The 21546-nt window shown below is 42.3% G+C and carries 19 protein-coding genes and 3 tRNA genes; 15 read left to right on the top strand and 7 right to left on the bottom strand.

What is annotated here, in order from left to right; translation table 11 throughout:
• Nucleotides 1-103: 103 nt before the first annotated feature.
• Together AC4CVD_RS01920 and AC4CVD_RS01915 are read right to left on the bottom strand one after the other, a co-directional pair.
• Complete coding sequence (locus tag AC4CVD_RS01920; protein WP_336956475.1) at nucleotides 104-772, bottom strand: HAD-IA family hydrolase; 669 nt, start codon at nucleotides 770-772, stop codon at nucleotides 104-106.
• Between the two features lie 270 nt (nucleotides 773-1042).
• Nucleotides 1043-1981, bottom strand: coding sequence for an RluA family pseudouridine synthase (locus AC4CVD_RS01915; protein ID WP_490751890.1), 939 nt, complete (start codon nucleotides 1979-1981; stop codon nucleotides 1043-1045).
• Between the two features lie 756 nt (nucleotides 1982-2737).
• Here AC4CVD_RS01915 and AC4CVD_RS01910 point away from each other — a divergent pair.
• The 5 genes from AC4CVD_RS01910 (at nucleotide 2738) to AC4CVD_RS01890 (ending at nucleotide 8669) form a co-directional block, all read left to right on the top strand.
• Nucleotides 2738-6178 (top strand): Rne/Rng family ribonuclease, encoded by a 3441-nt coding sequence (locus AC4CVD_RS01910; RefSeq protein WP_490751888.1) that lies wholly within the window; start codon nucleotides 2738-2740, stop codon nucleotides 6176-6178.
• Nucleotides 6179-6348: 170 nt separating this feature from the next.
• A complete protein-coding gene (locus AC4CVD_RS01905; RefSeq protein ID WP_490751886.1) occupies nucleotides 6349-8190 on the top strand; it encodes a long-chain-acyl-CoA synthetase in 1842 nt (613 codons plus the stop codon).
• A 130-nt stretch (nucleotides 8191-8320) separates the two neighbouring features.
• Nucleotides 8321-8396: transfer RNA gene (locus tag AC4CVD_RS01900), tRNA-Lys, on the top strand.
• 19 nt (nucleotides 8397-8415) lie between these two features.
• A tRNA-Lys gene (locus tag AC4CVD_RS01895) sits at nucleotides 8416-8491 on the top strand.
• Nucleotides 8492-8593: 102 nt separating this feature from the next.
• Nucleotides 8594-8669 (top strand) — tRNA-Lys (locus AC4CVD_RS01890).
• Between the two features lie 143 nt (nucleotides 8670-8812).
• On the opposite strand, the gene AC4CVD_RS01885 is transcribed toward AC4CVD_RS01890, so the two are convergent.
• Nucleotides 8813-9457, bottom strand: a complete 645-nt coding sequence (locus AC4CVD_RS01885) for a hypothetical protein (RefSeq protein WP_490751884.1) — start codon at nucleotides 9455-9457, stop codon at nucleotides 8813-8815.
• A 281-nt stretch (nucleotides 9458-9738) separates the two neighbouring features.
• Between AC4CVD_RS01885 and AC4CVD_RS01880 the strand changes: the two genes are divergently transcribed.
• Nucleotides 9739-10014: a PspC domain-containing protein gene (locus AC4CVD_RS01880; RefSeq protein WP_005400889.1), complete on the top strand. Its 276-nt coding sequence runs from the start codon at nucleotides 9739-9741 to the stop codon at nucleotides 10012-10014.
• 95 nt (nucleotides 10015-10109) lie between these two features.
• On the opposite strand, the gene AC4CVD_RS01875 is transcribed toward AC4CVD_RS01880, so the two are convergent.
• The gene (locus AC4CVD_RS01875; RefSeq protein WP_490751882.1) at nucleotides 10110-11207 is read right to left on the bottom strand and encodes an HPP family protein; all 1098 of its coding nucleotides are present in this window, start codon (nucleotides 11205-11207) and stop codon (nucleotides 10110-10112) included.
• 172 nt (nucleotides 11208-11379) lie between these two features.
• On the opposite strand from AC4CVD_RS01875, the gene AC4CVD_RS01870 reads away from it, so the two are divergent.
• The 9 genes from AC4CVD_RS01870 to AC4CVD_RS01830 all read left to right on the top strand — a co-directional run bounded on the left by AC4CVD_RS01870 (nucleotide 11380) and on the right by AC4CVD_RS01830 (nucleotide 18760).
• Nucleotides 11380-11670 carry a hypothetical protein gene (locus AC4CVD_RS01870; RefSeq protein ID WP_058868849.1) on the top strand — a complete coding sequence of 97 codons (291 nt, stop codon included), beginning with the start codon at nucleotides 11380-11382 and terminating at the stop codon, nucleotides 11668-11670.
• Nucleotides 11671-11689: 19 nt separating this feature from the next.
• Nucleotides 11690-11974 carry a hypothetical protein gene (locus AC4CVD_RS01865; RefSeq protein ID WP_159127100.1) on the top strand — a complete coding sequence of 95 codons (285 nt, stop codon included), beginning with the start codon at nucleotides 11690-11692 and terminating at the stop codon, nucleotides 11972-11974.
• A 105-nt stretch (nucleotides 11975-12079) separates the two neighbouring features.
• Nucleotides 12080-13069 (top strand): glycine--tRNA ligase subunit alpha, encoded by a 990-nt coding sequence (gene glyQ, locus AC4CVD_RS01860; RefSeq protein WP_159127099.1) that lies wholly within the window; start codon nucleotides 12080-12082, stop codon nucleotides 13067-13069.
• The gene (gene glyS / locus AC4CVD_RS01855; RefSeq protein WP_490751879.1) at nucleotides 13069-15138 is read left to right on the top strand and encodes a glycine--tRNA ligase subunit beta; all 2070 of its coding nucleotides are present in this window, start codon (nucleotides 13069-13071) and stop codon (nucleotides 15136-15138) included. The genes glyQ and glyS overlap by 1 nt, the downstream gene beginning before the upstream one ends.
• Before the next feature lie 79 nt (nucleotides 15139-15217).
• Nucleotides 15218-15766: a DUF6932 family protein gene (locus AC4CVD_RS01850; protein ID WP_228256444.1), complete on the top strand. Its 549-nt coding sequence runs from the start codon at nucleotides 15218-15220 to the stop codon at nucleotides 15764-15766.
• Nucleotides 15747-16661, top strand: a complete 915-nt coding sequence (locus AC4CVD_RS01845; RefSeq protein WP_078388573.1) for a hypothetical protein — start codon at nucleotides 15747-15749, stop codon at nucleotides 16659-16661. Before AC4CVD_RS01850 ends, AC4CVD_RS01845 begins: the two co-directional genes overlap by 20 nt.
• 153 nt (nucleotides 16662-16814) lie before the next feature.
• Nucleotides 16815-17204, top strand: coding sequence for a hypothetical protein (locus AC4CVD_RS01840; RefSeq protein WP_004978867.1), 390 nt, complete (start codon nucleotides 16815-16817; stop codon nucleotides 17202-17204).
• 304 nt (nucleotides 17205-17508) lie between these two features.
• Entirely contained in the window at nucleotides 17509-18030 is a 522-nt protein-coding gene (locus AC4CVD_RS01835) for a hypothetical protein (protein ID WP_490751877.1), read from the top strand.
• Between the two features lie 166 nt (nucleotides 18031-18196).
• Nucleotides 18197-18760 (top strand): hypothetical protein, encoded by a 564-nt coding sequence (locus AC4CVD_RS01830; RefSeq protein WP_201707111.1) that lies wholly within the window; start codon nucleotides 18197-18199, stop codon nucleotides 18758-18760.
• A gap of 50 nt (nucleotides 18761-18810) precedes the next feature.
• On the opposite strand, the gene AC4CVD_RS01825 is transcribed toward AC4CVD_RS01830, so the two are convergent.
• From AC4CVD_RS01825 to AC4CVD_RS01815, 3 genes are all read right to left on the bottom strand, one after another.
• On the bottom strand, nucleotides 18811-19767 hold the full coding sequence (locus AC4CVD_RS01825; RefSeq protein WP_490751875.1) for a 2-hydroxyacid dehydrogenase: 957 nt from the start codon (nucleotides 19765-19767) through the stop codon (nucleotides 18811-18813).
• Between the two features lie 123 nt (nucleotides 19768-19890).
• Nucleotides 19891-20085 (bottom strand): hypothetical protein, encoded by a 195-nt coding sequence (locus tag AC4CVD_RS01820; protein WP_004692607.1) that lies wholly within the window; start codon nucleotides 20083-20085, stop codon nucleotides 19891-19893.
• Nucleotides 20086-20205: 120 nt separating this feature from the next.
• Entirely contained in the window at nucleotides 20206-21492 is a 1287-nt protein-coding gene (locus tag AC4CVD_RS01815; protein ID WP_490751873.1) for a hypothetical protein, read from the bottom strand.
• Between the last annotated feature and the right edge of the window lie 54 nt (nucleotides 21493-21546).

Below are 21546 nucleotides of genomic sequence, written 5' to 3'. Positions count from 1 at the left end.
CGCCTTAAAACATACTAAAGACAAAAGCTTTAAAGATGATCGACCCAAAACAGGCAGGTTCACTCTGACCATCTTCCACAGACTATATGTTAGATCACTCAAGTTAAATCACTTGTTTAAGGTCAACATATTGTAATAAATGCTGCTGCAAGCTCGGCACATCATCCGCGATAGCCAAAGGTTGATATTGTCTGAGCGTTTCAGGTGTATGCACCCCATAACTTACCCCGATTCGCGGCATGGCAATATTACGCGCCATTTCTAGGTCATAACTGGTATCACCGACCATAATCGCGCGTTCAGCAGACACGCCCGTTTCAGTTAAAATTTCTTCCAACATTAAAGGATGCGGTTTAGATTTGGTCTCACTTGCAGCACGCGTTGTCACAAATAGTGCTTGGCTCTGCGTTTGTGCCAATACTCGATCTAAGCCTTTACGACTTTTACCTGTCGCCACCGCCAACTGTAAACCCGCTTCACGTAAGCCATTCAACATATCGGCTACGCCGTCGAACCAAACATCACCTTTCGAGTTCGCCACATAATGTTCTGCATAGCATTGCAGAATCTCTGTATGTAGCTCAGGCACTTGAGGAAATAATCGCTGCGCGACCTCTGGCAAACCTAAACCAATAATACTTTTTGCTTCATCAGCAGTTAAAGGCTGTGCAAATTGCTGCGCGGCAAACAATAAACTCGCCACAATCTGCCCCACTGAATCAAATAAAGTTCCATCCCAATCGAAGATAATCAGTTCTACAGGTTTGTTCATGCTGGGGTTCCAATATTTACTTTTATAAAGTCAATTTACACGATGCATTTGCTACACAATGGCGACAAGGATGACGCCGTTGAGCTGACTTGCACTTCGCTTTAGAGCAGTGCTTAAAGCACGTTCGGGATGTTCCATCAGCTCAACAAAAGATTTTTGTTACTTTGCATCTTTAAAAATAAAGATGACCAATACAGCATCATTTTAAATTAATCACAACCAACAAAAGTCATGGCTTTATCACTTCTCCTAAAATGAAAGGGAAAAGACTTAGTCCTTCTTCTGTGCTCTTAGCTGCGCCACAATACTCTGCATATCTTCAGGCAAAGGCTCTTCAATCGGTGCATAACCTGGGATGTCTAAACGCATTGCATGTAGACATAAACGACGTGGCTTCGGCCCTTTATATTCTGTTTCATGACCATACTTATCATCACCTACCAATGGATGACCGATGCTTAAACCATGTACACGAATTTGATGGGTACGCCCTGAAAGTGGCGATGCATAAACTAAGGTTGCATGCATAAAGCGCTCAGCCACATTCCACTGTGTTTTAGACTCTTTACCTTCACTCGACACACGCACACGACGTTCACCATTGGCCAGTTCATAACGGTGCAAAGGTGCATCAATTAACTGCTTGTCTAAACTCACCACACCTTTGACAACAGCGGCGTAAGTTTTCTTAATTTTGTGTTCACGCAACATGTCTTGCAAACTTTTTAACACACTACGTTTTTTAGAAATCATCACCAAACCTGAGGTATCACGGTCAATACGATGAATCAGTTCTAAGTATTTTTTACCTGTTGCCGCACGTAAGCCTTCAATCAGACCATAAGCCACGCCACTTCCGCCATGTACGGCAATGCCCGATGGCTTATTGACAACCATCAAGCCTTCATCTTCATACACCACACGGCTGAGTAAACTCTGTGCTACTTTGTCAGAAACAGGCGCCGCATTTTCATCTTTTTGTTCATAGCGAATCGGGGCCACACGAATTTGGTCACCAATAGACAGCTTAGTTTCTGCTTTTATACGCTTTTTATTCACGCGAACCTGACCTTCACGAATCAGGCGATAAATACGACTTTTAGGCACACCTTTTAAACGGCTAAATAAAAAGTTATCAATCCGTTGCCCTGCTTGATGCTCGTCCACTTCAAACCACGTCACGTTTTGCCATTGTTGGGTAGAATTCATACAGTTACTGCGACCTAAAAAATACGGAATTTGAATAAAAAATGACCACTTAGGCTATGCTTTACACAAGAAAGACTAGCTTAGCCCATAGGCAGATGGTACAAGGTTTGATATAGTCAGCGCACGGATACCACCATAAGTGAGTCAAAAGCTTAATCATTTCAATTTTAAATTGAATAGTTAAGAAAATAACTCAACTCAGCTTGGAACGGTCCCAAAAGAATTATGCCGACGCCGAAGGCTTATTATATCGGCAAAACAGCAAACTGTTAGGTTTAATTGTGCATCTGCACATAAATCAGTTTGCCCAAAAAAATATGTGACCAACGAAGGTTGGTTTTTAAACGTAAACTGATATACATCAGATTAGTCGCTCCCTGATGTCGTATTCAGGCCACAACGTTGATGCATATGGATCTGTTCAGTTGTAAAGGTACGATGATAATTCCGTATCAAGACACCCTATCCAAAAAGAAGGGTTGCTCTTCGAGCAAATGTGACAGTGAAAGTTACTTACATCCAATGCACCGCTTGTCCGCCAGTGAAACGCGCAGGAGACTTTAATCGTTTAAAGATTGAAGCCGTATTGCCATCATCAATATGTGAATCAAAACCGAAGCCGATCAAAAAGGCAGGTAATAAAACTCAGACCACAATTGGTTTATTTGAGATCTGAGTAAAATTGGTCCGTGATGTTTGATGTTCGCTACGTGTTTAGCGATAGTTTGCTGTGTATCACTATTAGGTGTTACACCCATGAAACGTATGTTGATTAATGCAACACATGCAGAAGAGATTCGCGTTGCACTTGTCACTGGGCAGCGTCTTTACGATTTTGACTTAGAGAATCGTACCCGTGAACAAAAAAAATCCAATATCTATAAAGGTCACGTGACTCGCGTTGAGCCTTCTTTAGAAGCCGTCTTTGTTGAATATGGTGCGGGACGTCAAGGCTTCTTGTCTATGCGCGAAATCGCAAATTCATATTACCAAGCAGACCCACGCCAAACTTCAAACATTCGCGAATTGATTACTGAAGGCACAGAGCTTTTGGTTCAAGTTGAAAAAGAAGAACGTGGCAACAAAGGCGCTGCCCTTTCTACCTTCATTTCTTTAGCTGGTCGCTATTTGGTACTCATGCCAAATAACCCGAAAGGTGGTGGTATTAGCCGTCAAATTTCAGGTTCAGTACGTGAAGAATTGAAAGAAATGTTGGCGTCGTTAAATGTACCTCGCGGCATGAGCGTGATTGTACGTACTGCGGGTATTGGCCGTTCTCAAGAAGAATTACAACTCGACCTACAGCACTTACTGGATCTTTGGGCGCAAATCCAAAACACAGCAAGTTCTGGTCCGTCACCAATGTTGGTTCACCAAGAAGCAGGCGTGGTGACGCGTGCGATTCGTGATTATTTACGTGATGATGTTGCTGAAATCTTAATTGATTCAGAGCAAGCCTATAACGAAGCCTATAACTTCGTAAAAGCAGTCATGCCTCGTCAAATCGACAAGCTAAAAACTTATACACTAAATGAACCGTTATTTGCTCATTTTGGTATCGAAAGCCAAATTCAAACGGCTTATGAACGTGAAGTTAAACTTCCTTCAGGCGGTTCAATCGTTATTGACCAAACCGAAGCATTAGTGTCTATCGACATTAACTCTGCAAAATCAACCCGTGGTAGTGACGTTGAAGATACAGCGCTCAATACTAACCTTGAAGCAGCAGAAGAAATTGCACGTCAACTACGTTTACGTGACATTGGTGGTTTGGTCGTGATCGACTTTATCGACATGACCAAAGACCGCAACCAACGTATGGTTGAGGCGAAACTTCGCGAAGCAACACAAAGCGACCGTGCCCGCATCCAATTCGGTCAATTGTCTCGTTTTGGCTTAATGGAAATGAGCCGTCAACGTCTACGCCCTTCACTTGAAGAAGCAACAGGTTATGTCTGCCCGCGCTGTCATGGCACAGGTATGGTTCGTGACTTGCGTTCATTATCGCTTTCAATCATGCGTAAAGTAGAAGAAATTGCGCTGCGTGAACGTCATGGTGAAGTTCAAGTACAGGTTCCTGTTGAAATTGCAGCATTCTTATTGAATGAAAAACGTCACACGTTGGTTTACCTCGAACAAACCTCAGGTGTTCGTGTGACTGTGCTTCCGCACCCACACTTAGAAACCCCACATTACGAAATTTCGTATAACCCTGAAGGCTTCGCACCAACCAGCTATGAACGTACAGAAGCAACACGTTCAAGCGAAAAAGAGTTGGGTTACGAGTCATCAGAATGGCATTTAGATGGTGCAGATCATGTGCATCAACATGCCGCTCCTGCGCCTGTACAACAAGAAAAAGGCAACAAAAAACCTCGTAACAACGCGCCACAACAACAAGTTGCGCAACAAGCCCCTGCTCAGACTGCACCTTCAAGCAGCCCATGTGCATGGTTAGAAAACTTGTTTGTACAAAAACAAGCCGCGACTGTCGATCAATCACGCTCTGCAAATAATGCTGCTGCTGCCATTGAGCAAATGGTAAATGGTGGTGCAGTGAGCCGTGGTCAGTTTGGTCAAGTTGGCACGCCTGCTGTGGCACCTGTCGCGCCAAGCAACAATGTCTACATGAGCGCTGCACCTGTTCATGCAAAATCTGAACACCGTGAAGATAAGCATGTAGAGAAAGAAGAACGCGGCACACGCCACAACAAAAAGCGCCCTAATAAGCACAAAGAGTCACGTGAGCAAAATGCGCAACATAACAACCAAGTTCATGAAGAAATTGTGCAGGTCTCTCGTCAAGATCAACAGCGCCAAGATCGTTATGAACAACGTCCTGAACGCAATGAACCACAACGCCAAGACCGTCCAGAGCGCAGTGAACAGCAACGTCAGGAACCACGTGATAACAAGCGTTCATCACGTCGCCAACACGGTGAGCAACAGCAAAACACTGATGTTCAAAACGAACAGCAAAATGCAATGCCACGTCGTGACCGCCGTAACCAACCTCGTCCAGAGCGCCCAAATCGCCACCGCGACCCAAGTGTACTGAATGAGCAGGCGACTGAAACAGCGCCAGCTGTGGTTCAAGAACCTCAAGTTAAAGTTGAGTTGATTGAAGCACCGCGTCAAGAAATGATCACAACAGCCCATGTGGTCAATGTCGATCAAGCACAAAGTGAAATCGTGGCATTAACTCCGCCTGCACACACTGCAACCGAAACCAAGCCTCAGCAAGCGGCTGTTGCGAAAGCAGAAGTTGAAGTAAAAGCTGAGAAAGTGGTACAGGAGAAAGCAACTGAAGTTGTAGCAGCACCTGCTGAACAAGAAGCAGAGCAAAAACCACGTGAAAGCGTAAAACGTGCCAGCAATGACCCACGCCAACGCCGTCGCCAACAACGCGCTGCACACACACAGCAAACTGAAACACCTAAACTCACACCTTCACAGGTGCCAACTTTAGGTCAGTACACCATCAGCAGCTTGATTCGCCATGTCTATGGTGAAGACTGTTCAGTGCTGATTGAGCAGTTTGGTTTAATTCCAACCTTCAACCGTGCCCTTCAGAAATTTACTGAAGAGTATGCAGCAACGTTAAGCAAAAATGTGACAACGCCTGCTGTTGAAGCAGAGAAAAAACCGGTCACCCGTGATGTTGAAATCACAAAAGCGCAGCCTGAAGCAGAGCCAGTTCCAGTATTGGACCTGACACCGCCTGCACCTGTGTCTGAGCAACGTGTTGCAAATGACCCGCGTGAACGTCGTCGCCTAGCTAAACTTGCTGCTGAACAAGCTAAACAAGCACGCGAAACAGCACCTGTTGCTGAATCGTCAGCGCCTGAAACAGCGGTTGTTGCAGAAACTCCTGCTGCTGAAGAAGCTGCACCCGTTGTAACTCCACAGGAAAGCGAACCTGCTCTTGCAACAGAAAGTGAAACGCCCGTTGCCGTTGAAAGCAGCGAAGTGAAAAGCTCGGCTGATGTAGCTGCGGTTGAAGAAGTGGAAGTTGTTGTTGCTCCAGTTCAAGCCAAAGCGCCTAGAGCATCAAAGCAAGCTGAAAAAGTAGAAGTGACTGAAACTGTAGCGGAAACAGCTGTGGACGAGTCGGATAAATCAGACTCGGACAAGCCAGTTCGCCCACGTCGTCCACGTGGTCGTCCACCGAAAAAAGCGAGCCCGACTGAGTCGTAATTCGCCCTAGAGTTGTAAATTTTAAAAACCTAGTCATGTCAGTGGCTAGGTTTTTTTGTTATTTTCGTCAGATTAGGTTGATTGCACTAGACCGAAACGATTAAAAGAACAAGTGTAGAAACTGAGCACTATTCAAACGCATTGGATTGCATAAAATAATTAGGATTCATATGAGCCAACACCCATCACATGACCTCATTGGTATTACTGACGTTGCAGCAAAACTTCCTCAATTCATCAGTAAAGTTCCCAACTTACTCAGTGGATTAAAGCAAGCATATTTACGTACCCCAAACACCCCAGCAGGCCTCGGGATTACTTTTGAAAAAGCAGTGAAGCGCAACCCTCACGGTATGGCCTTGCTTTTTGAAGATCAAAAATTTAGCTACCAAGCCCTCAACGAATGGGCAAACCAAATCGGGCATTATTTTTTATCCATCGGGGCAAAAAAGGGTGATGTCATCACAGTGATGATTGAAAACCGTCCTGAATTGGTTGCAACCGTGATTGCACTTGCCAAAATTGGCGTTACTGCGGCTTTAGTCAACACCTCTCAAGTCGGTAAAGTGCTGGCGCATAGTATTAATCTGGTCAAACCCATTGCAGTCATCGTGGGTGAAGAATGCCGTGCCGCAGTTGATGAAATCCGTCATGATTTAAATCTCTCTGCGGATCGTTTCTATTGGTTTGCTGACCAAGAAACCCAAAAAGATGCAGGCCTTGCACCACAAGGTTTTAGTAATCTTGCTGAAAAAATTGATGCCTTTGCCAAATTCAATACACCAACCACACACAGTGTGCTGGGTAAAGATGGCTTGTTTTATATTTATACCTCAGGCACAACCGGTCTACCTAAAGCCGTTATTTTCACGCATAGCCGCTGGACATTGGCTTATGGAACCTACGGGCACGTACTCAACCTCGGCAAAGACGATGTGATGTATGTCACCTTGCCGCTGTACCATGCAACAGGTATTGTGGTGTGTTGGTGTGGCGTGATTGCGGGTGCGGGCACCTTGGCTTTGCGCCGTAAATACTCCACTTCTGCATTTTGGAAAGATGTGCAAAAGTTCGATGCCTCGGCCATTGGCTATGTCGGTGAGTTATGTCGCTACCTCATTGATGCAGCACCTTCAGCGTTAGAAAAAGGGCACCGTGTCACCAAAATGATCGGCAATGGCATGCGTCCGAATATTTGGGACAAATTCAAACAGCGGTTTGGTATTGAAGAAATTTTAGAGCTTTATGCATCGAGTGAAGGCAATGTCGGTTTTAGCAATGTATTTAACTTTGACAACACTGTCGGCTTTTCACCTACGCCTTATGCCATTATCCAGTTTGATAAAGAAAAAAATGCGCCTGTTTATGATGCCAAAGGTGGCTGTATCAAGGTCAAAAAAGGCGAAGTTGGTTTATTGATTGGTAAAATTACCCGCCGCTCCCCTTTTGATGGCTATACCGACCCTGAAAAAAATAAATCAGTGATTCTTAAAGATGTCTTCAAGTCCGGCGATGCTTATTTCAACACAGGGGACCTAGTCCGCGACATTGGCTTTCGTCATGCCCAATTCGTCGACCGCTTAGGCGATACCTTCCGCTGGAAAGGCGAAAATGTGTCCACGACTGAAGTTGAAAACATGGTTAGTGAATATGACAAAATCACCGAAGCTGTAGTGTATGGTGTTGAAATTCCAAACACCAATGGTCGTGCGGGAATGGCTGCGATTACACTGGCAGATGGCGCTGAACTGAATGAGCAGGATTTAGCTCAAATGCTCGTGAGCTTTAAAAAATGTCTGCCTGCCTATGCTGTACCCGTTTTCTTACGCGTACAAAAGCAAGTTGAAACGACGGGAACGTTTAAATACCAAAAGAACAAGCTCAAAGAACAAGCCTTTGACCCGAAAAAAACGGATGAACGCTTGCTGGTCCTGTTACCCAACAGCAGTGCCTATGCAGATTTAACGCAACAAGTCTTTGATAACATTCAAGCCTATCAATATCGCTTCTAAACTTGAATTGCTTGTTTTTTAGCTACCTAATCGCAAATTTGTTGTATTTATAATCAAACATCAACAAGTTTGCGATTTTTTACTTGCGCTCGATGCATATCTTGCTACAATACGCTCCATCAAATGATATGGGTCGTTAGCTCAGCTGGTAGAGCAGCGGACTTTTAATCCGTTGGTCCCGCGTTCGAATCGCGGACGACCCACCATTCCTTTGATACCCTTGATGGGTCGTTAGCTCAGCTGGTAGAGCAGCGGACTTTTAATCCGTTGGTCCCGCGTTCGAATCGCGGACGACCCACCATCTTTCTTGTAAAATCTAATTTTACAAACCTGCTCAGGTTCGAATGCTTTAAAAATTTCTTTTTTAAACTTTCAGCGAATACTCTTTCGCACACCTTGCTCAGGGTCGTTAGCTCAGCTGGTAGAGCAGCGGACTTTTAATCCGTTGGTCCCGCGTTCGAATCGCGGACGACCCACCATTTATTTAAATCCTCTTTAATTGTATTGATATGACATTTATTTAGCGAAATGCTATTTAATTCATAAAATTCGCACGCTGTTCATTTCTTCACTATTTTTATTCTTCAGTCGTATTTTATTGCTTTACCCAATTCCATTTTAACTATGAATTAGGCTCACGCTTTAATGTATACGCACGCTCTAACTTCGGAAAACCTCGCGCATACAATTTTTGGTTAGTGGTATCTAGATTATTACTTTTATCTAAATCCATTTGCAGCGTTTGCGAATCTACCACGCGATAATAAAAATTAATCCCCTCTTTACGATGCACAATCAGCTCTGTTCGCTCTTTATTCATGGTCCACGTATCACGGCGATAACTTAAGTTTGACAAGCCAGGGCGTTGTTTTTCCGAAAAGACCTTACCTAAGCGAACAATGCTGCGATGCACCGTACCATCAGGTAAAAAATTGAGAATAAAATCAGCCTTCCCCGTTTCACAAGGGAAAAAAAAACCATCACATTGAATTTGTGTGCGATAACGCCCAATAAACTGCTGTTCACCAATATCAAGCGTGCGAGGTGCATACTCAGAATCATCTTGCATGGTTGCCCGCCCTGCCACCTCAGTCAGCTTCTTCCCCGACTCAGACGAAACATCCGCATCCTCTACCGTGCTATTTTCATGTTGTTGTGACGCCTCCGACAGCCCACCATCACAGCCAGCTAACGATACACCAATTAGCGCCACCGCTCCTTGCAGTAATGCGCCAATCAAACCCTGATGCTTTCGTTTCAACTTCATTCCACACTCACTTTCTGCACGTGATTAATCTCCATAACCATCACGAATATTCCATCCTGACCCCTGGTGTTTTCTCGGATTCAAATGACTTGCTGACTTTAAGCCACTGGCTCAACGCCAAATAGAGCACATTTTAGTCCTGATCAAAACCCCAGCTTTTATCTCTTTACATAACTTTACTTTTTAATTAGCTCCGTCACCTTTAAAAACGTAATTCCATCTCCATTTTTAAATTATGAGTGCATAAAGCCACTCAGATTTTAATTTTTAAGGAGACCTAGATGGCCAATGTTGGTTTATATCGCTCAAACCGCTCAAACATGATTGCTGGTGTGATGGGTGGTATTGCTGAACGTTTTGGTTGGAACGCAAATTTACTTCGTATTGTTTTCATCACCATTTCACTGTTAAGTGCAGCATTCCCTGGAATTTTGGTTTACCTGATTCTTTGGTTGGTGATGCCGAAACAAAAAGACCAAATCGAGCATTCTCCACAGGCTCGATCGGGTTATAGCAATACGATGCGTACTGTTAATCCAGATCATCACAACCCATAAGCGCACATCATTCGTCTCAAAAAAGTTTCTTTTTATGCTACGACAACTTCCCCCAAAGTGTCGTAGCTTTTTTTTACCTACGACACTCACATAAATTAGTGATGTTGTAACAGACGATACAACGCTGCAATCATATCAGCACGGCTAATGATGCCGACCAAAGCCTTATTTTCAACCACAGGAATATAGTTAAAAGAACGTTCAACAAAGTACGGGATCAAATCTTGTAGTTCTTGATCCGGCTGTACCGTGACCACCTGACGTTTCATAATGTGCTTGACTTGATCTTGCCAAGAGGTACGCAAATCCGTCGCCTTTTGGAACCACTCCACCACTTCATATAAAGCCAAGGTGCCGCATACTTGTTCAGCTCGATTTAACACAGGTAAACTCATCAGATTGACCTGTTTAAATTTTTCCACAGCGACTTGAATGTCTTCATCTTCATATAAACAGAGGACATCTTTACTCATAATGTCCCGACAACGTAGGTCTATATGAAAGCGAGTATCGGCCTGCGCTTGAGCTTTTAAAATCAGTTTTTGTAAATCATATTCACTGATGTCGAGTAACTGTGTTTCTTGGGCTAAAACTTGATGAATATCTTCAGGTTGAATGGTGACCTTCTGGGTTGGGGTCGGGTCGGCGCTACGCGTATTGACTTGCGCCACAGTTGGGTATTGCTTCCCGAGCAATCGGTTGAACACAATCGCAATCACGAGAAGCAGGATCGAGTTAAGTAGAACAGGATAAAACACAAACTGATACCCTAGCTCGTGTACCGTATCTCCTCCCAGTACCGCTGTAATTGCCACAGCACCACTCGGTGGATGCAAAGAGTCTGTCGTCATCATCAAAATAATCGACAAAGCCACAGCAACACTAAATGCTTCTGTTAAGTTGGAAATATAGAGTGCACAGGTCACCCCAATCACAGCTGCAATCGTATTCCCAATCACAATATTCCATGGCTGAGCCAAAGGACTGGCTGGTACGGCAAAAAGCAACACCGAGGACGCACCCATCGGGGCGATATACCATGCATTGATCCCACCCAAAAGCCACCAACTTATGAGTGAAGACAGTGCTAATCCCAGCAATGCACCTAAACCACAGAGCATTCTTTCCTTTAGCGGTAACACTTTAAAATTCGGTTTTAAGGTATTTAACCATTCAAGTTGCATATGAAACACAGCCGCCCTTCTACTTTTGCGCACTTAACCAGTGCAAAATTATACGCGGTCTCACCAATAAGATGCATATATTTTACATCTTAGAGATATCAATTTTGTTATTTCAATTGTTATCAGCAAAGTCTATATTTAGCGCAAGAGTTTCATTTTTATAAGAAGAAAGGTACACGTCTTGGGAAAATTCAAATATGAAGATCACCTTGAAACTTTAGGTTTATGTGAATGCTTAATTGCCCTGATTCAATTTGAAGTGAAACAAGGCAACAAAATCTCTGGTTACGATACTCATGCAAAATGGCCTAAAGAAGAGAGCCATTTGATTTATCTAAAACAATCTCTGCATTTAAAAAATCTTAATTTTCCCCAACACCCGAATGTTCAAGCTCAGGTTAATCGAGATATGCATTCTAATTGGCATACAGATGCTTACTGCACCATGCATCATCACCTTATTATTGGATAATTTATGAAAAGAATAAAAAATGACTGAAAAACTTGAAATCTGCGACTGCTTAAATGAATTATTAACACTTGAATTGTCACTTGGAAATTCAGTTTCTCACTTTGACAATCATGCCAAATGGCCTTATCCCGAGACCCATTTTGTTATGTTAGCCCATGATCTTCATACTCATTTAGAAACATTGGCATACTCAAAAAATATTTCCCACCAAATATGCAAAGATATTCATTATGGTTGGCATGATGAATATTTATGCGAAATTCATCACGACTTACTGTGTGCAGGTCGTACTAAGCCATTTTAGCAAATATAAAATTAAGTGCTGAAAAATAAATAGAGCCTTTGCCACTCCTCTGCAAAATCCTTATACTTAGAACCAATTTTTTCTTATATTTATAATGGATGCTGCATGAGTCGCGCCATATCGCATATTGATACATTCCAAGGCTTAATTCTTGCCTTACAAAACTACTGGGCTGAACAAGGTTGCGTCATTTTACAACCTTACGATATGGAAATGGGTGCAGGAACATTCCACACTGCAACATTCTTACGCGCACTTGGGCCTGAAACTTGGAACGCAGCATACGTTCAACCCTCACGTCGTCCTAAAGACGGTCGTTATGGCGAAAACCCAAACCGTTTGCAACACTATTACCAATTCCAAGTAGTACTGAAACCAAACCCAGATAATATCCAACAACTTTACCTAGACTCATTAGAAGCCATTGGTATTGATACCCTCACTCACGATATTCGTTTCGTAGAAGACAACTGGGAATCTCCAACACTCGGTGCATGGGGCTTAGGTTGGGAAGTTTGGCTCAACGGTATGGAAGTGACTCAGTTTACATACTTCCAACAAGTCGGTGGTGTCGAATGCTACCCTGTGACAGGTGAAATCACTTACGGTCTTGAGCGTTTAGCCATGTACCTACAAGGTGTAGACTCGGTTTACGATCTTGTTTGGACCAAAGGTCAGTTTGGTACTGTGACTTATGGCGATGTATTCCATCAAAACGAAGTGGAACAATCGACCTATAACTTTGAATATGCCAACGTTGAAAAATTGTTTGAATTATTCGATTTCTATGAAGCAGAAGCTACGCGCTTAATGGAAGCTGAACTTCCGCTTCCTGCCTACGAACAAGTGATTAAAGCATCACACAGCTTTAACTTGCTTGATGCACGTGGTGCGATTTCTGTGACTGAGCGTCAACGCTATATTTTACGTGTGCGTACTTTGGCACGTTCAATTGCGCAAAGCTATGTGGCTGCGCGTGCCAAGCTTGGTTTCCCAATGGCAGAACCACATTTACGTGATGAAGTTTTAGCGCAACTGAAAGCTCAGGTTGAAGCAGAAGCGGCTCAAGCAGAAAAATCAGCGGAGAACAAATAATGTCTAAACATACCGTTTTATTTGAACTTGGCTGTGAAGAACTTCCCCCAAAAAGCTTAAAAACTTTACGTGATGCATTGCAAGCTGAAACCGTAAAAGGCTTAAAAGATGCAGGTTTGGCTTTTGATTCGATTGAAGCGTATGCAGCGCCACGTCGTTTGGCATTGAAAATTATCAATGTCGATGCTGCGCAAGCTGATACTCAAAAACGTTTCGACGGCCCTGCTGTACAAGCTGCTTATGATGCAGAAGGTAAGCCAACCAAAGCACTTGAAGGCTTTATGCGTGGTCAAGGCATTACTGCGGATCAAGTTTCAACGTTCCAAGCGGGTAAAGTTGAAAAAGTTTGCTACCTAAAAGATGTGAAAGGTCAAAGCCTTGATGTTTTACTACCACAAATTTTACAAACTGCTTTAGATAACCTTCCAATTGCAAAACGTATGCGTTCTGCGGCAAGCCGTACTGAATTCGTTCGTCCTGTAAAATGGGTTGTATTGTTAAAAGACAATGATGTTGTTGATGCAACCATTCAGGATCATAAAGCAGGTAATGTGACTTATGGTCATCGTTTCCATGCACCTGAAGCGATTACTTTAGCCAATGCAGATGCATATTTAGATTCGCTTCATGCTGCAAAAGTTGTAGCGAATTTTGAAGAACGTCAAGCCATCATTGATCAACAAGTCAAAGCTCTTGCTGATGAAGTGAATGCAATTGCGATCGTTCCTACTGATTTACGTGATGAAGTCACCGCATTGGTTGAATGGCCAGTTGCACTTCGTGCGAGCTTTGAAGAACGCTTCCTTGCTGTGCCTCAAGAAGCTTTGATCACCACCATGCAAGACAACCAAAAGTATTTCTGTTTAGTAAATGCTGACAATAAACTTCAACCTTACTTCATTACTGTTTCAAATATTGAGTCTAAAGATCCAACTCAAATCATTGAAGGGAATGAGAAAGTTGTACGCCCTCGTTTGTCTGATGCTGAATTCTTCTTCTTACAAGATCAAAAGCAACCGCTTGCATCTCGTAAAGAAAAATTAGCCAATATGGTTTTCCAAGCACAGTTAGGTACGCTTTGGAATAAATCTGAACGTATTGCTAAATTGGCTGTGGCTTTATCTGCAATCACAGGTGCGAATCCTGCCGATGCTGAAAAAGCAGCACTTCTTGCAAAGTGTGATTTAACTTCTGAATTGGTTGGCGAATTCCCTGAACTTCAAGGGATTGCGGGCACTTACTATGCACGTATTGAAGGCGAGAATGATGAAGTTGCGGAAGCTTTAGGTGAGCAATATTTACCTAAGTTTGCTGGCGATGTTCTACCGAAAACCAAAACGGGTACGACGATTGCCCTTGCTGATCGTTTAGATACGTTGACTGGTATTTTCGGTATTGGTCAAGCGCCTACAGGTTCTAAAGACCCGTTTGCTTTACGTCGTTCTGCGATTGGTATTTTGCGTTTAGTGACTGAAAACAATCTTGATGTTTCAATTGAAGAGTTGATCAAGCTTGCTTTGGCTGCTTATGGCGATGTATTGAAAGACCACAACAAGACTTTGGCGGATGCTGTTGCATTCCTTGAAGGTCGTTATCGTGCGAAGTATGAAGACCAAGGCGTTGCAGTTGATGTGATTCAAGCAGTTCAAGCACTTTCTCCAAAATCACCTCTTGATTTTGATAAGCGTGTAACTGCGGTGAATCATTTCCGTAGCCTGCCTGAAGCTGCTGCTTTGGCTGCTGCGAATAAACGTGTTGCGAATATCTTGGCGAAAGAAGCTGCACCTACGGGTGAGATTGTTGAGTCTAAATTGGTTGAAGATGCTGAAAAAGCACTTTATGCAGAGATTCAAAATATCCTGCCTGTGGTTCAACCGCTTTTGGCTGCAAAAGACTATACCGCTGCCCTTTCTAAGTTAGCTGCGCTGCGTGCGCCAATTGATGCCTTCTTTGATGGTGTGATGGTTATGGCAGATGATGCGGAATTGAAAGCAAACCGTTTACGTTTACTGGCTCAGTTGCGTGATTTGTTTACCAGTGTTGCGGATATCTCGGTGTTGCAGCATTAAGCTTTCATTGATGCTAAAAACCCGCTTTAGAGCGGGTTTTTTTATTCTTAGAATTTAATATTTATGATATAAAATCAAAATGATAACAAAAAATATCCATATGATAGACAATAATTTTACAGAAAACATAGAGAAAGACCCCCAACGATTATCTGAAGGGAAGATAATTTATCCATGTTTACTAGATCCAGGTATTCACAAGATATCTTTGGAAAATTTGGAAAAAACAGTTCTCAATCCATTTCAAGATAAAAGAACGCGGGCTAATTTATGCAATCGCCTAAGAGCCTTAATTCAGGAATTAGAGGCTTATCAAGTTGAGATGATAATCTGGTTAGACGGATCATTTTGTTCAAAGAAACCGCATCCTAGTGATATTGATATAGTTTTATTTCTCAATGAAGAAGACCTGAATAAACTTTTATCCGAAAAATATAATGAGTTACTTTCATTTCTAGAAAATCGTAATACAATTCGCGCCCGATATGGGTGTGACTTGTTTTTTAACACTATGAGCGAAGTAGATCGCTTTCACTATTGGCGTAGTCTTTTCAGTTACAATCAACTATCTGAAGCTAAAGGTTTCATTCAACTTCGAGTAAACTCTCATGAACATCTCTACTCTTGAAGAACAAATACATTTAGCTGAAGAGATTTTGAGTAAGAATAATCAGACCTTAGATAAAAATGATCGCTTCAAAATAGCTTCGTTTAATTCCTTTAAGGAACATCTAAACAACCTCAGAAAGCAGCTCCACGATCTACAACTCCGTAGAGAAAAAGAGATTTTAGAAGTCCGCTTCATAGGTGACAAAGCTTGCAATGGCTCACTTCCATTGATGCTACATGCAACTTTATCAAAGGGTTTAGCTGAGAGCCTAATTACACTTTCTACAAAAGTAAGAACTCCTAAGAAACATGCTGACTTTGTTAACCAATCTGACTTAGATCTTCGTTTAGCAAATATTGTTTCAGGTTCAACAAAATTCATCATCAGTTTAGAAATTCAGCCAGACTTGTTTGGATGGAGTTTGTCTCAAAATACCCTTTCCTATTGGTTTTCATTTTTTCAATCCTTAGATAATCCTGAGACAAATCAAGAAATCTTCTCCATTATGGGAAACAAAGGTATTGCTAGCATTAAATCTATGCTCTCTGCTTTGAAAAGCAATAATTTAGACTTTGAAATTAACTGGGATTCACATCACAATCAAAAACATTATTGGATGGGCAACACTAAAAAAATTGATAAAGCTTTAAACTTTTTAAATGAGTTGGTAATTCAAGAACCACTTGAATGCGAGATTTCTGGGATAATACAAAATCTTGATAGATCAGGAAAAATTACTCTTGTGAATGAGAATAAAAAAATCTATCGCATAAGATTAGAAAAAACAGTTTTATCTGAAATAGAAAAGTTACGTATCAACCAGTTTGTAACATTAAAAGTAATTAAAAATATTAGTACTCACCCAACATTTGATAAAGTTATAGAAAGCTATGATTTCATTAATATTATCTAAAATCAAACTTCCAATCTGCTTTTAGAAATAGCTTTAACATCAATATTAGAGCATAGAAAGCTAAGCCCAAAACTCGAAAAATGTGAATACTATGGTCTTCCTTTTCACAATTCCCTATACTCAACCAAACAACTCGCAACAAGAACGAACCTTATGAAATTAAAAACTGTACTTTTCGCTACTTTTGCTGCCCTTTCTATTACAGCATGTACATCTCAACCAACGATTCCACAGTTAACAGCGGGTGTATTACAAGAAGTCCAAGACATTGAAGTCTATCCGGACACAACCAATAACAAAGCAAAACTGACCAAATTTGAAGACAAATGCGTCATCGAATTTACCGGCAACCTCAAAGCAGGCAAAGTCGTAGAACAGTGGGCGTTCCGTGACTACACCCTCATCACAGGTGGCTCAGCAACCTTTGCACTCGATGGCACCAGCACAGCAACCAAATTTGAATTACACGATGCAGAAGTACAGAAAAACTTCCTCGCACTACGTAATCACTTTGCAAAAGAAGCCTTAGCGCAATGTAACTAAGCAAATCGTCATCACTGGTGCAACATCAGTGATGACTTCCTCTCAAATGCCTTCCGCTTCATATCTTTTATTTCAACGCTAGTCTCCATACTCTTTACATTTAAAACAACGACCACGCATAAACTTACATAATTTTAATGAATTAACTGAACGACACAATTTTCAGCCCATTGTTCATGCGCTGTTGCCGCATTGTGCGACTTTCATATCAAACGCTATTTTTGAGCTCATTTCTGTCTATGATGACTGCTGTTCTGAACTCCTCATCGGGTTCTGTCATAACATAAGAGGTAGAAAATCAAAGATGAAAGTTTTAACAAAAACACTTACCGCTTCGGCTTTAACCACTGCACTTTTAGCCTCCACTTCCCTATTTGCAAATACCACAGCCAATACATCGGCCAATGTTCAAGTTCAAACCTCGCAGCCAAGCGTATTGCAAAACTTAAAACATGATGTCAAACATGCCGCGCATGCGACAGGTGAAACGGTTGAGCATGGTGTCAACAAAACCAAAGCATTCAGCAAAGAAAAATGGCAAGACACGAAAGAATTTTCAGCTGAAAAATCTGCTGTCGTAAAAGATAAGGCTGGTGACGTTAAACACTCTGTTGAGCATAACACCAAAAAAAGTGGTCACTATATAGCGGATAAAGCGAAACAAGGCCAACAAGCGACCAAACAAAAATGGCAGGAAACTAAGCAGGCTGTCAGTGGTCAACCCAAACGTGCAGACATAAATGGGCAGGCTCAAGTGGAACTAGATACACCTGTTGCTAAAGCCAAAGTCGGTTCATCTGCGGATGCCGCTGTTGGCGCGAAGTAGAAGTTAAACTCCTCCAGAGTTGAAAGAGTCCACATGCTGGGCTCTTTTTTAGCTATATACGTTTGCACACTACGCTTGTTTACAACCAAGCACATGAAATTCACACAAAGAGGCTTTATGCTAAAACGCTGATTTATGCACGATAGCCCAAGAGGTACACTGCTCTATGAACATGATGAAAACAACACTCTTCTGCACTCTTTTAATGACAACAGCAGGTGTATGGGCACAAACAGAAACCACTACTCAGCAAGCGCAAAAGCCAATTACGCCTTATGGTAAAAACCCCAACATTTTTCATGTCTGGGCTTATAAAACTCAAGAAGGTGTGATTAACACGGCGGAAAAAGTCGGTACTGCAACAGAAAAAGGCATCCAAAAAATTCGCCCTTCTGCACACCAAGCCTTGGACAGCGCAAAAACCATCACCAACAACACCGCAGAACAAGCCAAAGAAACAGGACAGCAAGTTACCCAAAATGTGAATAAAAAGCTGCATGAAACCAAGCAAGTGATTACTGGTCAAACAGATCAACCCGCTCCAATTTACCAAGGCAGATTGAGTCAACCGTCATCTGCACCCGTAGATGCTCCTGCGGTTCAAGCGCCTTCAGTCTCATCTCTACAGCCTGTCGCACCACAAACAGTAAATGAGCCCACGATTACACAAGCACCGTCTTCCTTTACACCTGCTCAAGCAGAAGAAGAAATTAAAGTGACTAAACTTTAATATCAAAAAAGCCCATCATTCGACGGGCTTTTTACTTGTCATCATTTGCTTTAATTCACCCGACGGATTGGCTGCCCTGCTTGAAAAGCTTGAGCATTTTCCACCAACTGCTGCACCATGCGCTGGCGTGCATCGACACTGCCCCACGCGCTGTGTGGTGTGATGATTAAATTCGGCAGACGAGCCTCCAATAAAACATTACCCTCTTTAGGTGGTTCAACGGTTAGTACATCAGTTGCTGCGCCCGCAATTTCACCCTGTTTTAACGCATCTGCCAAAGCGGCTTCATTGACAATTCCACCCCGTGCACAATTAATTAAAAAGGCACTTTTTTTCATTTTTTTGAAAGCTTCGGCATCAATCAAGTCGCGAGTATCATCGGTTAATGGACAATGCAGGCTGATAAAATCTGATTGCGCCAGCAAGTCATTAAAGCCTACTCGTTTTGAGTCAGCATGCGGACGGTTTGGCAAATTACCCACTAAAACCCGCATACCAAATGCTTCAGCGAGTTTAGCCACCGCCTGCCCCAATTCTCCATAGCCTAAAATGCCCAAGGTCTTGCCAGAAAGTTCGATAATTGGGTAGTCCAATAGACAAAACTGAGAAGCTCTATTCCATTCGCCCTGCTGCACCGCGCGGTCGTATTGCAAGCATGAGGTTGCAAGGTTAAGCATCAACATCAAAGTGTGCTGTGCCACCGCTGCCGTGCCATACCCCTGACAATTACACACCACAACACCTTGCGCTTTGGCTTGCTGCAAATCGATGTTATTGGTGCCAGTGGCAGAGATTAAAATCAACTTTAACTGAGAGCATTGTTTTAGGGTATCGGCATCCACCATTACTTTGTTGCTAATAATCACATCTGCATCTTGTACACGGGCGACAAGTGTCTCAGCATCGGTACTTGGGTAAAGGATCAGTTCATCAAAAACAGCATGCAGTGCTTGAAAGTCCAAATCATTTTGATCTAAGGATGCATAATCTAAAAATACGGCTTTCATTGCTCACGTCCAGTTGTTCTGCATAATGATAGAGCGCTTATTTAAACTAACTCAGCCCCTTTTTTCAATGTAAACACTGTCTTCACCACTTAAAAATAGCCGCAACACACAGAAAAAAGCCCGCTATTTAACGGGCTTATTACGATGAATACGAATAGAAATACTGATCTGTTTAATCACATAAAACGTCAGGATCAGTAAGAGAATCAGGCCACCACCGAATGTCAGATAGGCTGGGTCTAAACTTTGTGCCAGTACGCTTTGTGAGGTTGAAATAAACAGTAATGTTATAAATACAGCCGACCAATGTCTTTGCATTGCTTCCACCCTATTTGATCTTTATCCGTATTGTTTAAAATGCAAACAATACTTTCATATTAAACCAAATAGGGCGCAAAACAAGTGCTTAACTTTAGACCAAAGCTCTATATGAATAAATCACATGAACACATCTGACTCAGCATCGCTTGACACCAAAAACTGCGCTGTTTCTGGAATATCTTCGACCAAATCAAAGCCACCATATTCATCACAGCTAAAGTTAAACTGCTTATAGCTAATCAGATAATAATCACTGTATTTTTTCATTAACAATGGATGCATTCCAGCGCTTAATTCGGCTTGTTCATGCACCAATTTCATGATCTGTCTGTCATTCATGACGATGGTATAGCGCATGTCATTATAGTAAATGTGTACTAGTCCATTGCCCTTAGCAAAAATCGGCAGCAGAAACTTATGATTCAGCGCAATGGCATCTGGTGCATAGCTTTCAATCTTTTGACTGATCATATTGAACACTAAACCATGTCCAAAACTATCCATTAACTGACAGCTATTTTCTTGCGGCAAGTTGACCTGAATGCCCAGTTTCAACAGATCAGTCTGGCTCACTTGTCGATTGCTGAGTAACTCGCGAATAATGCTTTGTTTTAGCTTGGCATCAAAAAATTGACCATCTAACTCAAGCTCATTATTTTTCAGAATTCGCCCCAAAGAAAAGCGATGACGCGGCAACAAGTTTTCGATCACTTTACGGTAGTAAAACTTGCTGTTCTTTTTCACTTCACGAATTTTTTTATAAAAATATGGCGCATCAAACTCATGACGTAAAAAATCGTGTAACAAATCTGAACTGGCTAAAACCGCAATCGCATCATGCCCTGTAAAAGGTAAGTTCAGGGTATTCAGATTCGGCACGACCGTTTGTAATTTTTCATAATGCGCACGGTCTTCAGGGCAGTAAGGGTCATAAATAACAATGTATTCACACTCTGCCGAGACATCCTTCGCCTGTACCTGCATATCATGGTTCAGCTCAGGCTGATAGAACATGTTATAGCGGTTATCCGTCACCTGTTCAGGGTCAATCGAATACTGCGGCACCAAGGCCACCACGCGCTTAAACTGAAGCAGCTTAGAGTATTTAATCGCAGCATAACCACCCATTGACCCTGCATAGGCAATACGGGTTTGAAAGGGTGCAATCCAAGCGCGAATCGCATCCAACATCGCTAACATCGAAGACTCTGGAAACCATGACTTTTGTTTTGGCATAATGCCAACCACATTAAAGCCAAACTTGGCTAGCGACTTTTCTGCATTGATCGACGTTCCCTTTGCACGGGTAATCAGGTCGCCAAAAGAGAAAATAAGTTCGTCCGATGAACCCTGTAAAAAAATGACACGAATCTGTTCGTCTTCAAAAATAATTTGTTTCGCCATGTCCATGCTGAGAGATTTCATTCCTATAAAGTGAGGTCATGTTCGTTCCATACA

Source organism: Acinetobacter sp. LipI_23 (genome assembly GCF_058243045.1).
Note: the sequence above shows the minus strand (reverse complement) of the source record. Positions and strands in the feature narration are given on the sequence as shown.